The 22,263-nt window shown below is 54.9% G+C and carries 20 protein-coding genes; 2 read left to right on the forward strand and 18 right to left on the reverse strand.

Annotated elements, in window-relative coordinates:
* Positions 1-21 precede the first annotated feature (21 nt).
* Both H5P30_RS11825 and ruvB read left to right on the forward strand, forming a co-directional pair.
* On the forward strand, positions 22-3,273 hold the full coding sequence (locus tag H5P30_RS11825; RefSeq protein WP_185693150.1) for a ribonucleoside-diphosphate reductase subunit alpha: 3,252 nt from the start codon (positions 22-24) through the stop codon (positions 3,271-3,273).
* Positions 3,274-3,298: 25 nt separating this feature from the next.
* The gene (ruvB, locus tag H5P30_RS11830; protein ID WP_185693151.1) at positions 3,299-4,339 is read left to right on the forward strand and encodes a Holliday junction branch migration DNA helicase RuvB; all 1,041 of its coding nucleotides are present in this window, start codon (positions 3,299-3,301) and stop codon (positions 4,337-4,339) included.
* 5 nt (positions 4,340-4,344) lie between these two features.
* Here the strand turns inward: ruvB and H5P30_RS11835 are convergent, their stop codons facing one another.
* From H5P30_RS11835 to H5P30_RS11920, 18 genes are all read right to left on the reverse strand, one after another.
* A complete protein-coding gene (locus H5P30_RS11835) occupies positions 4,345-5,037 on the reverse strand; it encodes a YoaK family protein (RefSeq protein ID WP_185693152.1) in 693 nt (230 codons plus the stop codon).
* A gap of 80 nt (positions 5,038-5,117) precedes the next feature.
* On the reverse strand, positions 5,118-6,005 hold the full coding sequence (locus H5P30_RS11840) for a hypothetical protein (RefSeq protein WP_185693153.1): 888 nt from the start codon (positions 6,003-6,005) through the stop codon (positions 5,118-5,120).
* Positions 6,006-6,159: 154 nt separating this feature from the next.
* On the reverse strand, positions 6,160-6,447 hold the full coding sequence (locus H5P30_RS11845; protein ID WP_185693154.1) for a hypothetical protein: 288 nt from the start codon (positions 6,445-6,447) through the stop codon (positions 6,160-6,162).
* Positions 6,448-6,452: 5 nt separating this feature from the next.
* A complete protein-coding gene (hemN, locus tag H5P30_RS11850; RefSeq protein WP_185693155.1) occupies positions 6,453-7,820 on the reverse strand; it encodes an oxygen-independent coproporphyrinogen III oxidase in 1,368 nt (455 codons plus the stop codon).
* A 41-nt stretch (positions 7,821-7,861) separates the two neighbouring features.
* Positions 7,862-8,164: a Dabb family protein gene (locus tag H5P30_RS11855; protein WP_185693156.1), complete on the reverse strand. Its 303-nt coding sequence runs from the start codon at positions 8,162-8,164 to the stop codon at positions 7,862-7,864.
* 248 nt (positions 8,165-8,412) lie between these two features.
* Complete coding sequence (locus tag H5P30_RS11860) at positions 8,413-9,027, reverse strand: REP-associated tyrosine transposase (protein WP_185693157.1); 615 nt, start codon at positions 9,025-9,027, stop codon at positions 8,413-8,415.
* A 190-nt stretch (positions 9,028-9,217) separates the two neighbouring features.
* The gene (locus tag H5P30_RS11865) at positions 9,218-9,940 is read right to left on the reverse strand and encodes a metal ABC transporter ATP-binding protein (protein WP_185693158.1); all 723 of its coding nucleotides are present in this window, start codon (positions 9,938-9,940) and stop codon (positions 9,218-9,220) included.
* Entirely contained in the window at positions 9,937-10,380 is a 444-nt protein-coding gene (locus H5P30_RS11870) for a hypothetical protein (RefSeq protein ID WP_185693159.1), read from the reverse strand. The genes H5P30_RS11865 and H5P30_RS11870 overlap by 4 nt, the downstream gene beginning before the upstream one ends.
* 52 nt (positions 10,381-10,432) lie before the next feature.
* Entirely contained in the window at positions 10,433-12,520 is a 2,088-nt protein-coding gene (fusA, locus tag H5P30_RS11875; RefSeq protein ID WP_185693160.1) for an elongation factor G, read from the reverse strand.
* Positions 12,521-12,763: 243 nt separating this feature from the next.
* Positions 12,764-14,017 (reverse strand): argininosuccinate synthase, encoded by a 1,254-nt coding sequence (locus H5P30_RS11880; protein ID WP_185693161.1) that lies wholly within the window; start codon positions 14,015-14,017, stop codon positions 12,764-12,766.
* 456 nt (positions 14,018-14,473) lie between these two features.
* Positions 14,474-15,424, reverse strand: coding sequence for a transposase (locus H5P30_RS11885; RefSeq protein ID WP_185693162.1), 951 nt, complete (start codon positions 15,422-15,424; stop codon positions 14,474-14,476).
* A gap of 6 nt (positions 15,425-15,430) precedes the next feature.
* Positions 15,431-16,711: a signal peptidase I gene (lepB, locus tag H5P30_RS11890; RefSeq protein WP_185693163.1), complete on the reverse strand. Its 1,281-nt coding sequence runs from the start codon at positions 16,709-16,711 to the stop codon at positions 15,431-15,433.
* A 23-nt stretch (positions 16,712-16,734) separates the two neighbouring features.
* The gene (gene lepA / locus H5P30_RS11895) at positions 16,735-18,537 is read right to left on the reverse strand and encodes a translation elongation factor 4 (RefSeq protein WP_185693164.1); all 1,803 of its coding nucleotides are present in this window, start codon (positions 18,535-18,537) and stop codon (positions 16,735-16,737) included.
* A gap of 35 nt (positions 18,538-18,572) precedes the next feature.
* Complete coding sequence (locus tag H5P30_RS11900; protein WP_221774355.1) at positions 18,573-19,505, reverse strand: ACP S-malonyltransferase; 933 nt, start codon at positions 19,503-19,505, stop codon at positions 18,573-18,575.
* Positions 19,506-19,513: 8 nt separating this feature from the next.
* On the reverse strand, positions 19,514-20,644 hold the full coding sequence (locus tag H5P30_RS11905; protein WP_185693165.1) for a type IV pilus twitching motility protein PilT: 1,131 nt from the start codon (positions 20,642-20,644) through the stop codon (positions 19,514-19,516).
* A 193-nt stretch (positions 20,645-20,837) separates the two neighbouring features.
* A complete protein-coding gene (locus H5P30_RS11910) occupies positions 20,838-20,993 on the reverse strand; it encodes a hypothetical protein (RefSeq protein ID WP_185693166.1) in 156 nt (51 codons plus the stop codon).
* Between the two features lie 296 nt (positions 20,994-21,289).
* Positions 21,290-21,454, reverse strand: a complete 165-nt coding sequence (locus tag H5P30_RS11915; protein ID WP_185693167.1) for a hypothetical protein — start codon at positions 21,452-21,454, stop codon at positions 21,290-21,292.
* 33 nt (positions 21,455-21,487) lie between these two features.
* A partial coding sequence (locus H5P30_RS11920; protein WP_185691384.1) for an IS4 family transposase occupies positions 21,488-22,263 on the reverse strand: 776 nt, incomplete at its 5' end.

Raw genomic sequence — 22,263 nt, forward strand, 5'->3', positions numbered from 1 at the left:
CCTCCCGCTCCTCCACAGACCATGATCTCCCGCATCACCATCGAAGAAGACAAAGAACTCAAGCGTTTCGCCCGTGCTCCGCTTGAAGAAAAACCTCGCTATGACTGGCGCGCCCTCGTGCCCGACGATAGCGATTTGCGTCCCGCCGTCAAAATCCAGGATGGCGCCGACCTCCGTGACTTCAATTTGGCCGAAATCGCCGATTGGGTAGGGGAGGCTCTGACCAATCTCCTCCTATCCCGCCAGGAAGAGGATATCTTCACAGACAAGAATAAGAACTTTGTCGCCCTTGTTGCCAAGGAAGTGGGAGAGCGCCTTCAGCTGCAGTCTGCAGCCGGTCGCAAACTGGCACTTTCGCCCAACGATGTTTCCCTTCTCGTCGAGAAGGCCCTCATTGAGCTCGAAGCCCACGATGTGGCAAAGAGTTTCGTGTTCTCCCGCATCGTCCACCACGATGATCACGGCAATGGTTCGGATGAGGAGTTTTCTCCCGAATTGGCACGGCTTCGCCTCATCCGTCGCAATGGGCAAGTAGTACCTTGGAACCGCAACAAGATCGAAGTCGCGGTCCGCAAATCCTTTCTCTCGCTTGAGCTCGATTCCGACTCCGCAGTCGATGTTTCCCGCGGGGTCACCGAGCGGATTCTCGCTCTGGGTCAGGCGTTTGTGAACATCGAAGACGTTCAGGACATCGTCCAGGAAGAACTGATGCGCCAAGGACACTTCAAGGTGGCTGAGGCCTACATCCTGTACCGCGCCTACCGCGCTCGTCAGCGTGTGGAGGAAAACAGCACCGAGGCAACTGACGAAAAGCAGGACGCGATGATCGTCGTCCGCAAGGAGGACGGAGATTCCTTCTTCTGGGACGGCCTCGACCTCAAAAAGCGGATCGAATTTGGAATGATCGGATTGGACCTCGGCCTCGATGCGGAGGAAATCGAAACCGAACTGCGCCGCTCGGTTTATCCGGAAATGAAGGAAGCCGATCTCCGCAAGACGATCATCCTCAACGCCAAGTCGATGATCGAGCGGGATGCCGACTTCTCCCGTTTTGCGGGCCGAATTCTCCTCACCTACATTTACGAAGAAGTTCTCCAGTGGGACATCGTTAAGGACGGGATCACCGCCCTCAAGGAAGCTCACGTCAAGGCATTCCGCCGCTACCTGAGACGCGGTGTCGAGATCGAACGCCTCAACCCGAAGCTTCTCGAGTACGATGTCGAAACCCTCGGCGCGGCTCTCGATCCCTCGGCGGACATGGACTTCGATTATCTCGGCGTGCAAACGCTCTATGATCGCTACCTGATCATCGACAAAAAGGCCGCGAAGAAGGCCCGTTTGGAAACTCCGCAATTCTTCTGGATGCGTGTGGCGATGGGTCTCTTCATCGGCGAAGAGGATTCCCGTGAGCCTCGGATCATTGAGCTCTACGGCCTCTATAAGAACCGCCGCTTCTGCTCCTCGACACCGACGCTGTTCAACTCCGGTACCCTGCACTCTCAGCTCTCCTCCTGCTATCTCTACAAGGTCGATGACAGCATTGAGTCGATCATGATGCGGGGGATCGCTGAGAACGCTTTCCTCTCGAAGTGGGCTGGTGGACTCGGTGGCAGTTGGACTTCCGTTCGCGGAACCGGAAGCTACATCAAGGGAACCAATGGCGAGAGCCAAGGAGTCATCCCGTTTCTCAAGCTCCACAACGACCAATTGGTCGCGGTCAACCAAGGCGGAAAGCGTCGCGGATCCGGTTGCGCCTATCTCGAGACCTGGCACAACGACCTTTTTGACTTTATCGAATTGCGCAAGAACGTGGGAGACGACCGTCGCCGCACCCACGACATGAACACCGCAAACTGGATTCCCGACCTCTTCATGAAGCGCATGGAAGAGCGGGGCACTTGGACCTTTTTCCAGTCCAACGAAGTTCCCGAACTGCACGACCTCTACGGCAAGGCATTCGAAGAACGCTACGTCCAGTATGAGCGGATGGCTGAGGCCGGAGAGATCAGCGGAACGAAGGTCGAGGCGATTGAAGTCTGGAAGCGCATGCTCAAGATGCTCTTCGAAACCGGTCACCCTTGGATCACCTTCAAGGATCCTTGCAACATCCGGAGCCCTCAGGACCACGTCGGAGTCATCCACTCGAGCAACCTTTGCACCGAGATCACACTGAACACCAGTGAGGACGAGACCGCCGTCTGCAACCTCGGCTCGGTCGTTCTAGACTCCCATCTTGATGACGACGGCAACCTCGACCTCGAGAAACTACGCGATACCGTGCGCACTGCGGTCCGGGCCCTCGACAACGTCATCGACATCAACTTCTATCCGACGAAGGCCGCCGAGACCTCCAACCGCCGGCACCGTCCGATCGGTCTCGGGATCATGGGGCTGCAGAATGCTCTCTTCAAGCGGAACCAGCCCTTCGAATCCCAAGAGGCCATTGAATTCAACGACGAGTTCATGGAGGCCATCGCCTTCTACGCCTACGAAGCTTCGAGTGATCTCGCAGCAGAGCGGGGCACCTACTCGACCTTCAAGGGTTCGAAGTGGGACCGGGGCCTCCTCCCGCAGGACACCCTCAAGCTCCTCGAAGAAGAGCGTGGCATCGAGCTCGACATCCCTCATGGGGGCCGTCTCGATTGGAAGCCATTGCGTGAGAAGATCGCCAAACAGGGCATGCGGAACAGCAACGTTCTGGCCATCGCCCCGACGGCGACGATCTCGAACATCATGGGAACTTCTCCCTGCATCGAGCCGACCTACAAGAATCTCTTCGTGAAGAGCAACCTCTCCGGTGACTTCGTCGTGCTCAACGGCGCTCTCGTCCGGGCGCTCAAGGACCGCGGACTCTGGAACAAGGAAACTCGCGATCAACTCAAGTACTTCGACGGTGAGCTCGCCTCAGTCGACGGCATGCCGGACGACCTCCAGTCTCTCTTCAAGACGGCCTTCGGAGTTCCGTACCAGGCCTTCATCGACGCTGCAGCCCGCCGCCAAAAGTGGATCGACCAGTCTCAATCCGTGAATCTCTTCCTCGCTTCGCCGGACCTGAAGACTCTGTCTCACATGTACCGGGCCGCTTGGCGCAAGGGCTTGAAGACGACTTACTACCTCCGCTCCCTCGGTGCCTCCAACATTGAAAAGGCAACCGTGAGCGTGAAGAAGGAAGTCCGTGGCCACGCAGGGAAGAAGGAATTCACCGCCGAAGAGAAAGCCGCTTGCAGCCTCGAAGCCATGATGAATGGCGAAGAATGCGAAGCTTGCCAATAGGCAGCGGCGCGACGCATAGTCAGGAATGGACATTCCGGGCCAGAATGGAGCCGATTACCTCCGCTCGGCCAGTACCGAGGAACCCTTGGAGCAGGCAAACCGCCTGCGTCCGGGAGATTTCTCAGCGTTCACTGGCCAGCGGAAGACGGTGGAGCGGCTGCAGGTCATGGCCCGGGCGGCCAAGACCCGCGGCGATTCGCTCAACCATGTTCTCCTGAGCGGTCCCCCGGGATTGGGCAAGACCACGCTGGCCCACATTCTTGGGTCCGAGATGGGGGTAGGGGTCCGCGTGATCTCCGGCCCGGTTATCGATAAGCCCAGCGATCTGGCGGGTGTCCTCACCTCCCTGGAGGAGGGTGAGATTCTCTTCATCGACGAAATCCACCGCATTCCCAAAACGGTGGAGGAATACCTCTACACCGCCATCGAGGACTTCTACATCGACATCCTGATCGATCAGGGACCGAACGCCCGAACGGTGCGCCTCTCCCTGCCGCGGTTTTGTCTAGTCGGAGCCACCACACGGGTCGGGTTGTTGACCGCGCCGCTGCGCAATCGATTCACCCTCCAGTCCCGTCTCGAATACTATGACCGCAAGGATCTGCTGACCATTGCCCAACGGTCCTGTCGGCTGCTTGAGATGGAAGCCGAGACCGATGGGTTACTCGAAATCGCTTCACGAGCCCGCGGCACCCCGCGCATCCTCAACAATCTCATCCTTTTCGCCCGCGACTTCGCCCAGGAGCGCTCGGAAGGACATCTCGACCGAAAGACGGCCGCCGCCGCTCTGGAGATGCTCGAGATCGACAACAACGGCCTCGATGAAATGGACAAGCGGTTACTGCGTTTCATCGCCGAAAATTATCGAGGCGGTCCCGTTGGTCTCAAGTCCCTTGCTGTCGGAGTCGGGGAGGAAGTCCAAACCCTTGAGGATGTCCACGAACCTTTCCTGATCCAGGAAGGCTACCTCCAGCGCACCGCTCAAGGTCGGATGCTCACCGCAAAGGGCTGGCAAACTATTGGCCTCCCGATGCCGGAAGGTTTTCAGAAAAACCTCTTCTCCTGACCGGCTCAATAACTCTGGGGAGGATTTATCCGACCTTTCCCGGTTCTCTTGTAGATACTCCAAAAGCACCCTCCTGCGAGATATCCGAGGCCGGCCAGCAGCATCCAATTAGCCCGCCCGTGGAAATACAGGGCGCTGCTAAGGATTGCCCCGGAAAGAAACGCAAACGTGATGAAGAAGGGAATTAAGAGTTTCCACGCGGCGATGTCATGGCCCCGCAACTTCATCCCGAGATGGATTCCGAAATCGGTAAAAAGTCCTGTCAAATGGGTCGTTCGCAGAGCGACACCTCGATAGCGATTGGCCAGAGCATTCTGAGCTCCGCAGACCCCACTCGCGATCAAGATCGAGAGCAGCGGGGCATGGGGAAGTAGATAGTGGCCAGCAATCAATAAGAGGCCCAATACCGAGAGAGTCCGCCCATAAGGCCGATTGAACTCAAGTGTTGGATGATGCAGCAGAAAGCCAGAGGCGGTCGCACCCAAGATGAAACCGAGTGAGGCCAACGTGACCTTGATGAGCAAATCGTTTTCAGAGTTGGTGACATGCGAGAGCCCCGATCCAATCCTTGCGATGTCTCCAGTAAGGTGGCTCACGGAGGCTCCTGCCGAGAGCAGAAAGCCCGTATTCAAAAACGAGGCACCGAAAGCCAAAAAACATCCTCCGAGGACAATTCGATTTGGTGTAATGATGCGCATTTAAATAGGTTGCGATGGAATAAAGTCGATTCGTTTATCGTTGTGGTTCTTTTTTTTTGAAAACCGATGGGAGTGGGGCGCTACGGTGCGTCAGGTTCGGGAGAGAGAGTATCCTGCGTGATCCAGAATTCAAACTTAGCATATTCGACACGAAAGCGATCCCCTGATTTCTCCAAAAGTGTGATCACATTTCCCTCCGGAATCAATACACTGCCTGCATCGATGGGGATTTCGAGTTCCCGGACCAACGTAAATTCTTTGGGATATTCAGGACGCGGGGTCGGTTGCCGCGGCCTGTGTATGTAAGGAGAGGGGGAACGTTCCGGTGTTCTTTGACTCCAAGAATTTTCTTTCACCGTTTGCTGTTTTTTGGGGGTAGCCGGTGCCAAGGTCTTGGGGTCGAAAAAGGTCGCCTTCGTCACGTAGAGCACCTCGCAGGCCCCGTCTCCTTGATCCTTGCGGGAGAGTGACGAGGACCAAGCGCCCTTGTCACCAAATGCTTGGACGAGACTTCCTTGCAAAGAGATGAAATCACCTGGCTTGGCGGACGTAACGATTTTTCGAACCTTTGGGTCGGCAGGAATGATGTGAACGTTGGCGATACTCCAATTCGTTGTGTTGCGGTCCAATCCACTGTTGCCGGTGTAATCCAGCCATCGGTTCCCGTGGGTAAAATGCATCCGGTTGGCGTGCTGATCCTCTGCCATCTTGCCCCAGACAACACCTAGATCGATGGGCGATAGTTCTTCGTCGTATAGCTTTGCCGCAACAACTCTCGCATCCAACTGATACCACGCGACGGGGAAGAGCTTATATCCGCTAACGGTTTTCGGCGGAGCGAGCGTAAGGCGTTGCGCGGGTTCCGTATTCAAATACTCCCCGGGATCCGCATAGGGGTCACCAAATTCCTGCCAAGCCATGTAGGCGCCAAAAACGAGAAGGAGGGCAACTACGAACTTTAGAAACATCGAATCAACCTAACTTCTCGTCGGGAAATCGATCCGGTGACGCCTGCACGATAAACTCGTTTGATCGACCGGATCGCATGCATTGGAGTTCCTGATCATATGACGCCTCAATGGGTTTGTTCAGAGCTGCCAAGCATCGGAATTAAAAATAAGATTAGGGAGAAGTCGTGACGCTGACCAAGGCATCATTGCCGTGAAAGGCTTTATCTTTCGTAATGTAGACAAGCTCGTCCTTACGTGAGAGGTAATCGATGAAGCCAAAAATCAAGATCACGACTCCGATTCCCAAGATGAAGAGAATTAACCCGCAGGAAGCGTAGGGGCTCGAATAGCGTTTCCCTCTTTTCAGCTGAAATCCGTTTTCATCCTCAAAAACAATCTCCCATCCAGCTTTGGACGCGCTCTCTAGGAAAGCAGTGCGAGGGTCTTGGGGAGAATTCATGAAGTCTATACGGTCTTGGAGTAGCGACCTTCTTTCTCTTCACGATCAGCGTCAAAACACATGGCGATGTTGCGAAGGAAAAGGCGCCCGGTTTCCGTCACGGCAACCGTTTCGCCGTCGTCCTCGAGAAGGCCATCGGACTCCAGTTCTTGGAGGCCGGCCAGTCCACCAGCAAAGAAGTCGTCGAACTGGATTCCCCAGGCCTGATTGAAGGCGCTGCGATCAATTTCGAGATCACACATCATCCGGTGGATCGCATCTCGGCGGATGCGGTCGTCTCGGGTGACCTCACAGCCTTTCTCGATGGGAAGCTGCCCCTCATCCAACGAGCGTCGATACGAGAGAAGGTCTTTCGTGTTCTGACGATAAGCATCGTCGGTCTGAGAGATCGAGGAGATGCCGAAGGCGGCAATCTCGAGCCCGGCCTTCGTGCTGTATCCCTGAAAATTACGCTGAAGCGATTTCTCCTCCTGCGCGCGAACGAGTTCATCATCCGGCTTGGCAAAGTGGTCCATGCCGACGTAGCGATAGCCGTGATCCGTGAGGAAGCTGACAATCAACCGAAGCATTTCGATCTTTTCCCAAGCAGTGGGGAGACCCGCTCGCTCGAGCATCCGTTGTGCCGGCTTCATCCATGGCACGTGCGCGTAGTTGAAGATCGCAAACCGGTCCGGATTGAGGGCGAGGACCGTTTCGAGAGTCTTCCGGAAGGAGTCTACGGTTTGCCCGGGAAGGCCATAGATGAGATCAACGTTAACCGATTGAAATCCGTTCGTTCGCAGCCAGTCCATCGTCCGGACATTCATTTCGTGCGGCTGGATTCGATGGATCGCCTTCTGCACCTTCGGATCAACATCCTGCACCCCGAAGGAGGCTCGTTTCACCCCAAAGGAAGCAAACGCTTTGACCTGATCCTCACTGAGGTGAGCAGGAGCCAGTTCCACTGAGCATTCGGCGTCCTCAGCAAAGGAAAAACGGTTCCGGATGGACTCTCCGAGTCGGGCAATTTCGTCAGCCGGGAAGAAGTTGGGAGTCCCTCCGCCAAAGTGAAGCTGGTGGGCCGTCCGGCCGGGCTGAATGATCTCGCCAAAGAGATCCATCTCGCGCTCAAGAAGTTTCCGATAATCGCCGACCCGTCCGTGATCCTTCGTAATGATGGTGTTACACCCACAAAACCAACAGAGCGTCTCACAGAAAGGTAGGTGGAAGTAGAGCGACAGCGGGCCGGTAGACTCTCGGGTGGAGGCCAGCAAATTCTCTGGTGAAGCTTCCTCGGTGAAATGAATCGCCGTCGGGTAGGAAGTGTAGCGAGGACCTGGTCGATTGTACTTGGCAATCAGTTCACTGGGAATGTCCATTTTCACGGTGTCCATGAGCTCAGCGGGCAATGAGTGGCCCGGAAATGATGGGTCGTCTAGACCTCGTAATCGACAACTCCCCGATCCGACGTAACTGCGCCGACCAAAGCCTTCACCTTTTCGTGCTCCGGGTGAACTTGGTAGGTGTCGAGGTCTTCCTTGGAGGCAAAAACGGTGTAGAGGCTGAGATCGAATGCGGCGGGAGATCCGTTAAAATCGTGACCCACCTCAATTTCGAGGAGCTCCGGAATGGAGTCTTTTAGGGCAAGAAGGCTCTTTTCGACCCGCTCGATGTTCTCCGCCTTGGAGTGTCCATCCGCCAAATCCGCAAATTTCCAAAATACGATGTGTTTGATCATCGGAAGAAACGATAGAGCAAAATCAGGTGCGGCGACAATCAAACAAAATGGGGGAGGAGGGGATTGATTTTGTCTGAAGGCGAGGGAATCGTGGACGCGGGCTGAAGCACAGTGGAGTGATCGGGTTTCGCGTAGAGCCCGCTCCAGCGCGGAAAGAGAAAGTAGCGAGAGCATCCTGCTCTCGATTTGCGTTGGAAGGGAGAGAGCTGGAAGCTCTCACTACTTTGCTCCTCCTAAAAAGCCCTTCCTCAACAGTCCCAATCCTTCAAGTTTCCCGCCCACGGATCTTCCAGCCACATTTTCGGGAGTCCCGCCTTCACCGGATTCTCCCGAATATAACGAACCATCCGTTCCGTTTCTGATTCACTTCGCGAGACGCGGTCGAAGAACTCCCGTTGCCAGAATGCTCCTTTTCTCTGCAAGATTTGATTCAGGTGGAATGCCGTTCTCCCTTTCCATTGAGTCCACACCTGGGACATCGCTGCGGAGCCACAGTGGGTTTCTACGAGGAGGTGAAGGTGATTCGGCATCACCACGTATTCGCTGACGGTCCAGCCTCGTTTCGAGAGTTCTCTCAGTTCAGTTACAATCGCTTTTGCACACTCGGGCGTCTTGAACGGACAAAAGCCAGAGCCGCTGTCGTTGTATTTCTCAATTGTCCGAAAATAGATCCGTTGCCATTGGAGGAAATTCTCACTGCTCGGTTCGATCCCGGAAATATTCGAATTGATTTCCTCCAAGCGAATGAGAATCGATTGGGGTAGGGTGTTTGCACAACGGATCGTAAAGAAATAAACGCCCGATTCGACCTCCCAGTGCGGCAGCTGACCTCGCCAAAATCGCTTTGTTTTCAGCTGGTACACTGGGTGTATCCTGCTTTGATTGCTCCGAATTTAGCAACTAAAAAGATCCGATTCGGAGGAGATGCCGATGGGTACTAGACGCGGGCTGAAGCACCGCGCTCCCACTGACAACGAACTCGATGGCCCGGAGCGCGGTGCTTTAGCCCGCGTCTTCTCAAAGGATCCGCGGCTCCAGTAAAAGAACCGCCCCTCACTCAAACGCCGTCTTAATATTCTCAGGCGTGAGAACCTCTTCCGACGAGCCAAAGGCGAGCTGTCGGGTGCGAAGAAGGAGAGTGTGTTGGAAGGTCTCGGGGATTGATTTTAGGTCGTGGTGTGAAGCGAGTACCAAGGAACCGCTTTCGGCAAGGGATCGGATCAACTGCGAGAGTCTTCGGCAGGCCTTGGTGTCGAGACCCGCGAACGGCTCGTCGAGCAAGACAATCCGTGCACCGCCGACGATCGCACGGGCGAGGAAGGCGCGTTGTTGCTGTCCACCGGAGAGTTCGCCGATGCGCCGGTCTTCAAGGCCCTCCAGACCCATTTTGGCCATGGCCTCTTCCGTCGCATTGCGATGGGCTTGGGTGAACCTTCCCCACGGGCCTACCAAGGGGTAGAGTCCCATATCGACGAGTCCTCGGACCGTCACTGGGAAACTCCAATCGATTTCCTCCCTTTGCGGAAGGTAGGCGACCAGCTTGCGACGCATCAGCTTCGTCAGGGGAGATCCATTCCATAAGACGACTCCTGCTGCGTCTGGAATCAATCCAGCCAGAGATTTGAGGAAGGTGCTTTTCCCGGCTCCATTGCGTCCTACAATGGCAACGGTTTCCCCCGTCGAAATCTCAAAAGTGACATCGCGGACCGCACAGATTTCCTTGAAGTGAACATGGAGGTCGTCGACGGTGAGGGTGCCAGAAGCCGTCGATTTCATTCAGGTCCCTCCAGATTTGACGGATAGAGCGTCACTTGAAACTGTGTCGAATTGATCCAACGGAGAATTTCCCGGGTCGGCTGCCCTGGGAGGTCCAATTCAACCATGATCGCCATGGGCAGCTCTTCTGCGGACACCGTTCCATCGACCTGGAGCGGTGCTAATTTTGGGACCTTCTCATTGAAAAACCAAAGGTCTGAGTCAGTATCCTTTATGGCGAAATCCACGTCTCCCCATCGGACGGATTCAAGGGATAAAGGAGCGGTCGATTCCAGAACCAACTGAATTCGCAGAGGAGCGGATTCCGTGGAATCCGCTGGTGCCTGTACAGCCGAATGGGCGGGAGAATTTCTCCCGCCCATCACGGTGCAAAGAGCGATTACCGATCCGCCGAGGAAAACCAAGGCGAACAGTAGCTGTAGAGGAGGCCACGAGCGCATTTCGCAGACGATCTAAAACCGGCTGAAAAACGGTCGCAACGCGGAAACTCGCTTACTTCTTAGCAGCTTCCAGCTCCTGGGCCTTCTTGATGACCTGATCGGAGATGTTCTTCGGAGTCGAAGCGTAGTGCGAGAACTCCATGGAGAACTGACCGCGACCGGAGGTCATCGTCCGCAGGGCTCCGATGTAACCGAACATTTCGCTGAGCGGAATCTCCGCCTTAATGCGAACACCGGTTGAATTCGGTTCCTGGGAGAGAATGACTCCACGGCGACGGTTCAAGTCACCAATGACATCCCCCATCTTGTCGTCGCCACAGAAGACGTCGACCTTCATGATCGGCTCAAGGATTTCCGGACCGGCCTTGGGCACCGACTGACGGTAAGCGGCGCGGGCAGCGGTTTCGAAGGCCACAGCCGAGGAGTCGACTGCGTGAAAGGCACCGTCGTTGAGAGTGACCTTGAAGTCGAGGCAGGGGAATCCAGCCAAGACACCACGTTCGATCGAGCTCTTGAAGCCCTTTTCAACTGCGGGCCAGAATTCACGCGGAACGTTACCACCGACAACCTTGGACTCGAATTCGAATCCTGCACCGGGCTCGAGAGGCTCGAGGGTGTAGTCGATCTTCGCGAACTGACCGGCACCACCCGATTGCTTCTTGTGGGTGTAGGAATCGGTCGTTGGCTTGGTGATCGTCTCGCGGTAGGCAACCTGAGGCTCACCGACCGTCACTTCGACGCCGTGTGTGCGCTTAAGAATGTCGACCTTAATGTCGAGGTGAAGCTCACCCATTCCCTTCAGAATGGTTTCACCGGAATCTTCGTCCGTTTCGACGCGGAAGGATGGGTCTTCAGCGACCATCTTGCCGAGGGCGACGGAGAGCTTCTCAGCGTTGCTCTTGTCGTTGGCCTGAACGGCGATCGAGATCACGGGATCCGGGAAGATCATTGGCTCAAGAGTCGCCGGATCATTCGGGTCACAGAGGGTGTGACCGGTCTGAACGGACTTCATCCCGAGAAGAGCGACAATGTCACCGGCCTGAGCGGATTCGACTTCGTTGCGGTCGTCAGCGTGCATTTCAATAATGCGGCCGATGCGCTCCGTCTTGCCGGTGGCGGTGTTGAGGACGGACTGGCCCTTCGAAATCGTTCCCGAGTAAATACGGGTGAAGGTCAGGGCGCCGTACTTGTCGTCCATGATCTTAAAGGCAAGAGCGCGGAGAGGCTCACCGTCTTTGACGATCGCAAATTCACCAGTTTCGTTACCTTCGAGGTCGATTTCCGGCTGTGGTGGGACTTCGGTCGGGTTCGGCAGGTAATCGACGACACCGTTGAGCACGAGCTGAACGCCCTTGTTCTTGAACGAAGATCCGCAGAAAGTCGGGAAGAACGAAAGGTTGATCGTTCCCTTGCGGATGCACTTCTTGATGGTGTCTATGTCGGGCTCGTTGCCTTCGAGATACTGCTCCATAACTTCATCGTCCTGCTCAACAGCGGTTTCGATGAGTTTTTCGCGGTATTCTTCGACCTTGTCGACCATGTCGGCCGGAACGTCTTGAATTTCGTAGTTGAGCGGGTTGCCGGAATCGTCCCAAACCCAAGCTTTGCGGGTCAGAAGATCGACGACGCCCTTGAGGTCGCTCTCGGTGCCGATCGGGAGAACCATCACCAAAGGAGTGGCTCCGAGGACATTCTTGACCTGGTCAACGACGCGGTAGAAATCGGCTCCGATACGGTCGAGCTTGTTGACGTAGATCAAACGAGCGACCTTGGAGTCGTTGGCGTAGCGCCAGTTGGTTTCGGATTGAGGCTCAACCCCGCCCGAACCGCAGAAAACCCCGATCCCGCCGTCGAGAACCTTCAGGGAGCGGTACACCTCAATGGTGAAGTCCACGTGCCCGGGAGTATCGATGATGTTGAACCGGTGGTCATCCCAGAAACAGGTGGTCGCAGCGGATTGAATCGTGATCCCGCGTTCCTGCTCCTGTTCCATGAAGTCAGTCGTGGCGGCACCGTCGTGCACTTCACCCATTTTGTGAATGCGGCCCGTGAGCATAAGAATACGCTCGGTCGTGGTCGTTTTTCCGGCGTCCACGTGGGCGAAGATGCCGATGTTCCGATATTTGGTTATGTCGCTCATTTTATCTGAAAGTGTTTGGTAGTTGGTTTGCCTGTTTGGAGTGGTTTTCCGGTAGAATTGTCCTCTAAAAAAACCGCTGACGATACCGGGGCCGTCACGGACTGCAAGTAAAGAAAATCAATCGAAATAATTCCTTTGAGCAAGTCACAGACGGAAATCGCGGTTTGGGCTCAAAATGAGCGACGGCGACGATGAGGGTCGCTCATCACCGCCGTCGCCGGAAAAAACGGAAAAAGAGAGACCTTATTCCTTCGAGAGCTTGCTCTCGCTTTCGACAATCGCTCCGCCCTGAGCGGCTGCCCGGGCCCGGAGACGCAGTCCTTGGAGACGGATGAAACCGGAAGCGTCGTCAGGGTTGTAATCGCTGGCCACACCTTCCATCGAGGCCACGTCGGCGTCATAGAGGGAGTAGGGCGACTTGCGTCCGACCGTGGTGATGCTGCCCTTGTAGAGCTTCAGGCGCACGGTGCCGGTTACGGGCTTTTGGCTCTCGTCGATGAAGGCCTGCAGGGCTTCGCGCTCGGGAGCGTACCAGAAACCGTAATAGACGAGGTCCGCATAGCGGGGCATCAAGGTGTCCCGAAGGTGACAGAGGTCGCGGTCGAGGGTCAGGCTTTCGACCTGACGACGGCCGTGAAGAAGAATTGTTCCACCAGGAGTTTCATAGACTCCTCGGCTTTTCATGCCGACAAAACGGTTTTCGACAATGTCGACCCGCCCAATTCCATGAATCCCGGCGATCCGGTTCAGCTCTTTGAGAACCGCGGCAGGGGACATTTCCTTGCCGTCCACGGCCACACAGTCGCCTTTTTCGAAGGAAAGCTCAAGATATTGCGGGGTATCGGGAGCAAGCTCCGGATCCGTGGTCAACTTGTACATGTCCCGGTTGTCTTCCGTCGTCGGGTCGAACCACGGATCTTCGAGAATGCCAGCTTCGTAGGAAATGTGCAGGAGATTCCGGTCCATCGAATAAGGCTTCTTCGAGGAAGCTTCGACGGGGATGTTGTTGTCCCGGCAGTAATTGATCATCTCAGTCCGACCTGGGAAGGCCTTCCGGAATTTCTCATTCCGCCAAGGGGAAATGATCTGGAGATCCGGGGCGAGAGCCGCGTAGGTGAGCTCGAAACGGCATTGGTCGTTTCCTTTGCCGGTGGCTCCGTGTGCGACGGCCTGAGCGCCTTCCTGACGGGCGATTTCGATGTGGGCTTTGCCGATTAGAGGGCGCGCAATCGAGGTGCCGCAGTAATATTGACCCTCATAAAGGGTGTTGGCCCGGAACATTGGGTAAATGAAATCGCGGGCAAATTCCTCGACCAAATCGACCGTGTAGTGGGTCGAGGCTCCAGTTGCCTTGGCTTTTTCCGCCAAACCGTCGAGTTCTTCCTCCTGACCGACGTCTGCAGCGAAAGTAATGATTTCGGCATTATATTCGTTTTTCAGCCAGTGAACGAGGACGGAGGTATCGAGTCCTCCGGAATATGCTAGAACGATCTTCATCCGCTCAGTTTCAAGGGAGAGAGATTCTTGTAAAGCGCAGAATCGGCGATGATCCGCAAAAGTGGAGATCATCCGGGAGAATATCGATCTCATCGAAATCGAATTGCGCCAAATCGATCGCATTGGGTTCGTGAGTATCCGAAGTCGGTCAAGTGACGGAAATGGTGGATAGGGTGCGGGAATCGGTGACCAACCGCGAGGATGGATAGCCGCGACCGAATCCCGGGACAGAAGCGGGATCTGCTGAAAACCCCAAGATGGGCTAAGATTGATGAGATCGCGTCAGAAGAGAGGATAAGACCCAGAATCCAATTTTAAAGAATTAGACATAATGTATATTGTGCGCATATTTCTTATTTTTGCGCTGATCCTCAATAATTTACGAAATCCTCGAAAATGGCCGTATTTCCCGATTTCTGCGATCTGGCCAAACCTGGACGGTTTGGACCGCATTCCTCAGCTAAACAAATTCATCCTCAATCCGGTCCCGACGGTCAGCCCTTTCCAGTCAGCGCCGTGCATTGGATGAGCTTTTCGTTCGCGCTTGGGATTCCTCGCAAAGGCCTTGGCATGATTCTCGACGAAATCCGGCGAGCCCAGAACCTTTCCCTCATTGAAGTACCGGATTTTGAATCGCAGAGCCGTCTGAATTGAGACCTCAGCATTCCCCTCGGTAAGCACGAGCGCCATCCGTTCCCGGTCTTTGAGCACCTCGTCCGTTTCTTTCGAGCTGGCGAGCAATTTCTCGTAGACATCGAAATCGACGCCCAGAGCCCGGTAGCCTGCTTGAGCCTCAGGATTTCCGTTCTTGGCCTGGGCATACCCCGCATACAGATATTGGCCCGGATCTTCAACCAGGCCCATCCGGACGGAATTCAGGTCGATATAAGCCGTGACGACCTGCAACGGCCAAGATTTCCCTTCGACTAGGACACTGGTGAATCGATCTCCCCAGACCGGCCCATATCGGTCGTATTTCTGATTGAACCAGCTCGTAAACCGCTGCTTCACCGATTTCATGAAATAAGACGGATCGCCCATACGACGGGAAAGATGGGCCCGGATGGCCTGACCCTCTGATTGATTCTCCTCCAGGAGCTCAGCCAGCTCCTCGACCGTGTATGGCAATGCATTCGTCGGCTCCGGGTATAATTTCTGATACCGGGCCACGATTTCCGAATCCGAGTATTCGCCTTCAATCGGTGGCACCTCGACGAGTACATGGGAATGATCGGACATCACTGAATAAGCGATGACCTGGATCCCGGAGAAATCCGCAACCTGAGTGATGAGCTCCAGGAAAAACTCCTTTTCCGGGTCGCCGAGCAGCTTCTCGCCGTCGACCGTGCGACTAATCAGGTGGTAGTAAGAAGTTTGTCCTCGAGTGCGATTTCGTAGACGCCGCATGAGTCGTTACTGAGCCGGACCCCAACGCTTGGTAAAAGGATAATAGATGAAGAATGCCCTTCCAATGACGGCATCTTCTTCGAAGCTTCCCCAATATCGACTGTCGAGACTGTTGTCGGAATTATCTCCGAGTGCGAAGAAATGATCTTCAGGAATCTCGTAAGAAGTTCCTGGATTCAAATACTGCATCCCGGGGCCGCCATTGATGTAGCCATCGTAGCCATCGATCTGCTTGGCGTTGTCGACGAAGGCAATATTTCCCTCTGCCTGAGCCCCGTTGATAAAGAGCGCCGGAGGATGGATTTCGAGTGTGTCTCCGCCAGTTCCCGCCAAGCGCTTGATGTAATATTTCTCGCCTAGCGGCTGCGGCGGATAGTCGATGGATTGGGTCCGGAAGACAATTGGATCACCCGGTTCCGGTGGAAAGAAATGATATGTAAATCGGTCCACAAACAGCGCATCGCCGCTCAAGACGTCAAAGTTCAGAACCGTCTCACCTGCATTAAATTGCTCTGCGGGGACCTCAATCCAAGCGTGGTGAGCGTCTTCCCGGCGAAACCTTCCGGTCGTCCGTTCCTTGGCAATCACTTCACCCCAGGATTTCGCATAAGGGAAGAATCGATCGATAAGAACCGAATCGGCGTCGAAGTCCAAAGGAACGTCGAAGGCCGAGGGTTCATTGCCGACGAAAAGTGGATAGCGCTTCAATTTAGTCGGAACCAGCAACCATTTGCGTCCATCGACCACCTCATAGCGAGCACGGGCGCGGATGCCACCACTCGTCTCCTCGTATAGCAGCGGAATGCGAACCGCCCCACTGCTTTCCGCGGTTACCTCATGGTTCTTCGCTCCCAGCAGCGCAAACCGAAATGGTTTAGCCAAGATCGACGGATAATCCTCATCGTCATAGATCTGGTGATACATTCCGCTGTACGTCGGATACATCGAGTTGGTCGGAATGATGAAGGGCTGAAGGAAGAATGCACGAATCCCCAGGACGACAATTGCGGCGACCAGAAAGGTCTCCAAATTGTCACTCCAGAAGGTCTTTGGATAAATCTTTCCGCCATGACGCTTGAGGACTGGCTCCCATTCTCTGGACTTGGTTTCCAGAGTCTCCAGAGAGAGCGACTTGTCACGGGAAAGAGCGGCCGATTCATCATGAACGGCGTGAAGCTCCTCCAGCGCTTTCTCGCTCAACTGATCCTTCCGGTAATTGATAATCTTGCGGGCCATATCGGCGTATTCGCCGGCCTGCTTGCGAAGTTTCTTTCCTGGAGAGAACATGGTTGTCGCTGGTTTGTGGGAAGTTAGTCTTGGCTGCTACGAAGAACCTGGACGAAGGCTTCCTGCGGAATACTTACCGAGCCGATCTGCTTCATCCGTTTCTTTCCTTCCTTTTGCTTTTCGAGAAGTTTGCGCTTTCGGGAAATGTCTCCGCCGTAACACTTCGCGGTCACATCCTTGCGCATGGCGCTCAAGGTTTCGCGGGCGACGAACTTGCCGTTGACCGCTGCCTGGATCGCGACCTTGAAAAGTTGCTTGGGTAGCAGGTCCTTCAATTTTCCGCAAAGCGCCCTCCCCCGCGTTTCCGCTTTCTGGCGGTGAACAATGGACGAGAATGCTTCAATGGGCTCGCCATTGACGAGAATCTCCATCCGCACCAGGTCAGACTGCTCATAGCCGTCCGGCTCGTAGTCCATACTCCCATACCCATGGGTCAGGCTCTTGAGGCGATCATTGAAGTCGACGAGGATTTCGTTCAGAGGCAGCCGGGCGGTAATCATGACCCTGGAAGTATCGATTGTCTCCGTCTGCTGGCAGATGCCCCGCTTCTCCGAAATCAAGGCAAGCATGTCGCCAATCGAATCGTTCGGCGTATGAACCGTGGCCTTGATCATCGGCTCCTCAATCCACTCGATCTCGGAAGCGTCCGGGAAGAAGACGGGATTATCGATCTCCATCTCGGTGCCATCGGTCTTGCGCAGCCGATAGATGACACTCGGATAGGTGGAGATAATGTCGAGGTCGTATTCGCGGCGAAGGCGCTCCTGGATGATCTCCATGTGCAAGAGCCCGAGGAAGCCACAGCGAAACCCGAATCCAAGCGCGGCAGAGCTTTCACTCTGGTAGACGAACGCGGCGTCATTCAGTCGCAGCTTCGCCACGCTGGCCTTGAGCTTTTCGTAGTCCGATGTGTCCAGCGGATAAATACCGGAAAAGACCATCGGACGCACTTCCTTGTACCCCGGGAGCATTTCTCCGGCCATGTCATCCATGCGGGTGACGGTGTCCCCGAGCTTCACATCGGCAACGTCGCGAATTCCGGTAACGATGTATCCCACTTTACCGCCCGACAAAGAGTCTTCCGCGACCATGTGTGGAGAGAATCGGCCGACCTCCTTGATCTGGGTTTTCACATCCGAACCCATGAAGGAAATGCTACTCCCCTGCTTGAGTTCCCCACTGAAAACCCGGACGTAGCAAATCACCCCTTTGAAAGCGTCGTAGATGCAGTCAAAAACGAGTGCCCGTGTCCCCTTCTCGTCCAGCCAACGCGGAGAAGGAACCCGATCGATGACCGCGCGGATGATTTCCGGAAGACCGATCCCTGATTTCGCGCTGGCGAGAATCGCTTCTTCGGCGGGAATCGCGAGAACGTCCTCCAGCTGCTCCATAATCCGCTCCGGCTCGGCACTGGGAAGGTCGACCTTGTTGATCACCGGGATCACCTCCAGCCCCTGAGCCACGGCCAAGTGGGCGTTGGCCACCGTCTGCGCCTCGATTCCCTGGGCTGCGTCGATGAGCAAGAGTGCCCCCTCGCAAGCCGCCAAGCTCCGGGAAACCTCGTAGGAGAAATCCACGTGCCCGGGAGTGTCGATGAGGTTAAAGAGATAGTCCTCCTTGTCCTTCTGATAGATCATCGACACAGGATGGCTCTTGATCGTGATTCCCCTCTCCCGCTCGAGATCCATGGAATCGAGGAGCTGCTCTTTCATATTCCGCAGCTCAACGGTGCTGGTTAACTCGAGCAGACGATCAGAGAGCGTCGTCTTGCCGTGGTCAACGTGCGCGATGATGCAAAAATTGCGGATAGTGTCGGTAGAACGCATAAAAAAATAGTGGGAGGCCGCGAAGAAGTGTTTCTTTAGCTAGCGGCGGGAACGGCGAAGTCTTCCGCTTCGGCGAAGGAGCGGACGGACCAGGAGCGGTCAACACGACGAATCATTCCGGCGATAATTTTTCCTGGGCCACACTCGACGAGTTCGACAGGACCTACCTGATCAGCCGCCAGAGCGCGAAGGTCGTCTTCGAAGAGAACCGAGGAGACCACCTGAGCGATGAGTCCTTCACGGATTTTCTCGGGAGATTCGATGCGGGCGCCGGTCACGTTGGCGTAAAATGGGCATTTCGGAGCTTCGATTGCGGCATCCATGACGTACGGAGCAAACTGGTCGCGGGCGGACTCCATGAGACGGCTGTGATAAGCACCGGCAACGACGAGCTCTTTCACGAGCTTGAATCCACGTTCGCGCCCGAGGCTCACCGCTTTGTCGATACCTTCCTGCACGCCGGAAATGACGATCTGGCCGGGGCAATTGAGGTTTGCCATCTCGACGCCACACTCCTCGGCGAAATCGGCCACCGCTTCGCGGGTTCCGCCAATGACGCTGGCCATGCTGCCCTTGGTCGCTTCGCAGGCTTCCTGCATCAAACGACCGCGTTCTGCGACGAGACGCAGCCCGGTTTCGAAATCCATCGCCCCTCCGGCGGTTAGCGCGGTGACTTCCCCGAGGGAAAGACCGGAAACGGCGGCTGGGCCGTCAATGATGCCCTTGGACATCAGGAGTTCGAAGACCATGATCCCGTGCACGAAGAGCGCGGGCTGGCAGACGCGAGTTTCGGTCAGGGCTTCGGTAGGACCATCGAACATGATCTTCGAAAGCTCCCATCCGAGAATGGAGTCGGCCTGCTCGAGGCGCTTTCCCACGTTGGGATTCTCCGACAGAAGGGTTTTGCCCATGCCTACGCTTTGGGCTCCCTGTCCAGAGAACAAAATACCGGGTCTCAACTTTTCCATCCCCTTGTTCAGCTGACAAGGCCGCCCGAACTCAAGAAGATTCCTTTCAAATTCATCTCCAGTTGCTTCGGATTGGGAGAAAACGCGAGGGCGGTCTCCTTCGAAATCGACCCGGCTTTGACCAGCTGATAGAGGTCCCAGTTGAAGGTATGGGAGCCGTTTTCTTTCCCTGCCTCGATCGCCGAGAATAATTTCTCGAACTGCCCTAGCTCGATGAGTTTACGAACGGAAGGATCGACCATCATGACCTCTTTTGCCGGCATCCGACCGTCGCCTTTCAAATCGGGAAGAAGTTTCTGAATGATCGTGCAACGGACCGCCTCGGAGATCTGCCGCTTCATGATTTCCTGCTGGTCCGACGGGAAAAATTCGAAAAGACGACGAATCGCTTGCTGAGAATGGGCAGCGTGAAGAGTCGAGAGGACCAAGTGACCGGTTTCCGCGGCTCTCAGAGCGGTCTCAAAAGTAGATCTGTCCCGCATTTCACCAATGAGGATGATATCGGGATCCTGCCGCAGCACCGCCCGCAGTCCGCTGTCGAAAGATTGGATATCGATCCCGATTTCACGCTGGTTGATCAGGGATTTGTCGTCGGTGTAGGTGTACTCGATCGGATCCTCCAAGGTAACGATATGCTTATTCTCCTCCCGGTTGATCAGGTTGATCATGGCCGCCAAGGTGGAACTTTTTCCGGATCCGGTCGCCCCGCAAACCAAAATGATCCCATCCTTCAGCTTGCAAAGCTTCCGGAACAATTCCGGATCGTGGTTCAGGTCCTCCAAGCTCGGTGGGTTCTCGTTGACCAGCCGGAAAACCATCCCCGGGAGCGTCCGCTGCATAAAGCCATTGACCCGGAATCGTCCGACATCCTCCAGTCGGTACGCGTAATCGACCTGAAATTCCTGCTCCCATTGGTCGCGAAACACTCCCTGGGTCGTCTGCTCGATGAAAACCTGAATGATCTCGGGCCGCAGAGGAGACTGCCCCTCCAGTTCGATCAGCGCCCCCCGCTGCCGAATGATCGGAATTTTGTTGGATTTGAGGTGAATGTCACTGGCCCCCTTCTCCACCGCCAGGGCGAGGATGCGGTGGATGGAGTCGAGTGCGTCCGAAAAATCAAGGGTATCCGTGCTAGCCATGGATGAACAGATTGGGAGCTAGTGAGCGGAAAGTCGAGCGCACGATGGCTTCTCCCCTAGCGGCCCGATGATTGCCCTCCCGTCCAAGTAGTACGGGACTTTGCAGGTGACCAAAATACAGTTTAGAGGCCTTTGCAGACACTAAATTCAGCGATAATCCGCCCTTGGATTGGCGCTGATTCAAACCTACTAATCAATCGCGAGGACCTGACGTCTCTTTGGAGTTCTTTTCACCATTCTCTGTTCGCTGATCCTTTGCTTGATGGCTACGAACGTAAAGATAAGCGACGAACAGCAGCACCACGAACAAGAAGCCCGCCAGCAAAAGGAAGTTGAGAATCGATTCCATCGTATGATTTTTTCACAGGAAGCGGCGGATAAATGTCGCCAACTATTGGATCGCGTTCACTGTTCGCTGTTGATTTTTAGAAATTTCGGGCGAATTCAATGGGTTGTTTGTGTCGTCTGGTTCGAGAATGAACTTTGCTTTTTATGACGATTCTCTTCCAGGAAAGGCCGATCTTCGAGGACGGCTTTGTACTACACCTGAAAAAGAGCTTTGTCCCTACCCTCTAATCCAGGGGCAACCGTTGATTTTACCAATAGTCTGATCTAATTTTCGGGGCATCTCTTCTAAGCAATTCTTCACGTCCTTTCGAAAAGGATGTGAATCATAATCGTGCACCACAGCTTCAACAGCCCTTCGATGAATTCGATCAGACAGTAGGCCAGCTTCTGATAACTCTTGGAGGATTCCTTCAACCACGTCCCGACGGGTTGAAGGGTCGTAGTGACAACCTCCCCATCCACTCATGATCCACAATAATTTATATGTTGTTTTCACTACTGTCCAGTTAGGAACTCGTTGAATGTCAATTGATTAGGTAATTGAGGTTCGTCAAAATTTGTGCAATAATCCATAAACAGCTGATGGATAGGTGTTTTCTGAAATACGTTGACGCTCAAAACTTGCAAAATCCGGCTAAGGTTTTCGCCGAATCCATGAATCTTATTGAGACAGGCCACCATGAGGTAAACGCAGATGGCGATCCAGATTTGGGTCTTCACCGCGTTCACGGAGGTGCCGTAGAACGCTTTGATTCTGAGGTTTTGCTTGATCCATTTGAAGAACAACTCGATGTGCCAGCGACTCTTATAGATGCGGGCGATCATGATGGCAGGAAGACCGAAATGGTTGGTGATGAATACCAGACTCTTGCCTGTTTCGAGATCGACAAAGCGGATGCGTCTGAGTTTTTCGGGGTAGTCCCGTTTGCTCTTGGTAGTCTTCAAGCCGGCGCTCTGGTCGCAACGCAAGCCAATGGCTTTGTCGACCGGGCGGGACTCGCTGACGTAGAAAGCCATATTGCTCTTTGCACGGGTGACGAAGAACGCTCCGGCTTGATGGATGCGATAGAGCCGTGCGAAATCGACGTATCCACGATCCATGACATAGATGCTTCCCGACTCGAAAACGATTTGGTCGAGCACGTTCACGTCATGCACGCTACCGTCGGTAATGCTCATAAACACTGGTATGGAGCCTCTCAAGTCGATCATCGTGTGCAGCTTGACTGCGGCTTTGGTCTGCCTGAAACGAGCCCACGGGAACATCGAAA

The sequence above is a fragment of the Puniceicoccus vermicola genome (assembly GCF_014230055.1).
Taxonomy (GTDB): domain Bacteria; phylum Verrucomicrobiota; class Verrucomicrobiia; order Opitutales; family Puniceicoccaceae; genus Puniceicoccus; species Puniceicoccus vermicola.

Bases quoted from the DNA above. Each gene is read 5' to 3' on its own strand.
- H5P30_RS11825 (WP_185693150.1), top strand. From the start codon at position 22: ATGATCTCCCGCATCACCATCGAAGAAGACAAAGAACTCAAGCGTTTC.
- ruvB (WP_185693151.1), top strand. From the start codon at position 3,299: ATGGACATTCCGGGCCAGAATGGAGCCGATTACCTCCGCTCGGCCAGT.
- H5P30_RS11835 (WP_185693152.1), bottom strand. From the start codon at position 5,037: ATGCGCATCATTACACCAAATCGAATTGTCCTCGGAGGATGTTTTTTG.
- H5P30_RS11840 (WP_185693153.1), bottom strand. From the start codon at position 6,005: ATGTTTCTAAAGTTCGTAGTTGCCCTCCTTCTCGTTTTTGGCGCCTAC.
- H5P30_RS11845 (WP_185693154.1), bottom strand. From the start codon at position 6,447: ATGAATTCTCCCCAAGACCCTCGCACTGCTTTCCTAGAGAGCGCGTCC.
- hemN (WP_185693155.1), bottom strand. From the start codon at position 7,820: ATGGACACCGTGAAAATGGACATTCCCAGTGAACTGATTGCCAAGTAC.
- H5P30_RS11855 (WP_185693156.1), bottom strand. From the start codon at position 8,164: ATGATCAAACACATCGTATTTTGGAAATTTGCGGATTTGGCGGATGGA.
- H5P30_RS11865 (WP_185693158.1), bottom strand. From the start codon at position 9,940: ATGAAATCGACGGCTTCTGGCACCCTCACCGTCGACGACCTCCATGTT.
- H5P30_RS11870 (WP_185693159.1), bottom strand. From the start codon at position 10,380: ATGCGCTCGTGGCCTCCTCTACAGCTACTGTTCGCCTTGGTTTTCCTC.
- fusA (WP_185693160.1), bottom strand. From the start codon at position 12,520: ATGAGCGACATAACCAAATATCGGAACATCGGCATCTTCGCCCACGTG.
- H5P30_RS11880 (WP_185693161.1), bottom strand. From the start codon at position 14,017: ATGAAGATCGTTCTAGCATATTCCGGAGGACTCGATACCTCCGTCCTC.
- H5P30_RS11885 (WP_185693162.1), bottom strand. From the start codon at position 15,424: ATGCGGCGTCTACGAAATCGCACTCGAGGACAAACTTCTTACTACCAC.
- lepB (WP_185693163.1), bottom strand. From the start codon at position 16,711: ATGTTCTCTCCAGGAAAGAAACTTCGCAAGCAGGCCGGCGAATACGCC.
- lepA (WP_185693164.1), bottom strand. From the start codon at position 18,537: ATGCGTTCTACCGACACTATCCGCAATTTTTGCATCATCGCGCACGTT.
- H5P30_RS11900 (WP_221774355.1), bottom strand. From the start codon at position 19,505: ATGGAAAAGTTGAGACCCGGTATTTTGTTCTCTGGACAGGGAGCCCAA.
- H5P30_RS11905 (WP_185693165.1), bottom strand. From the start codon at position 20,644: ATGGCTAGCACGGATACCCTTGATTTTTCGGACGCACTCGACTCCATC.
- H5P30_RS11910 (WP_185693166.1), bottom strand. From the start codon at position 20,993: ATGGAATCGATTCTCAACTTCCTTTTGCTGGCGGGCTTCTTGTTCGTG.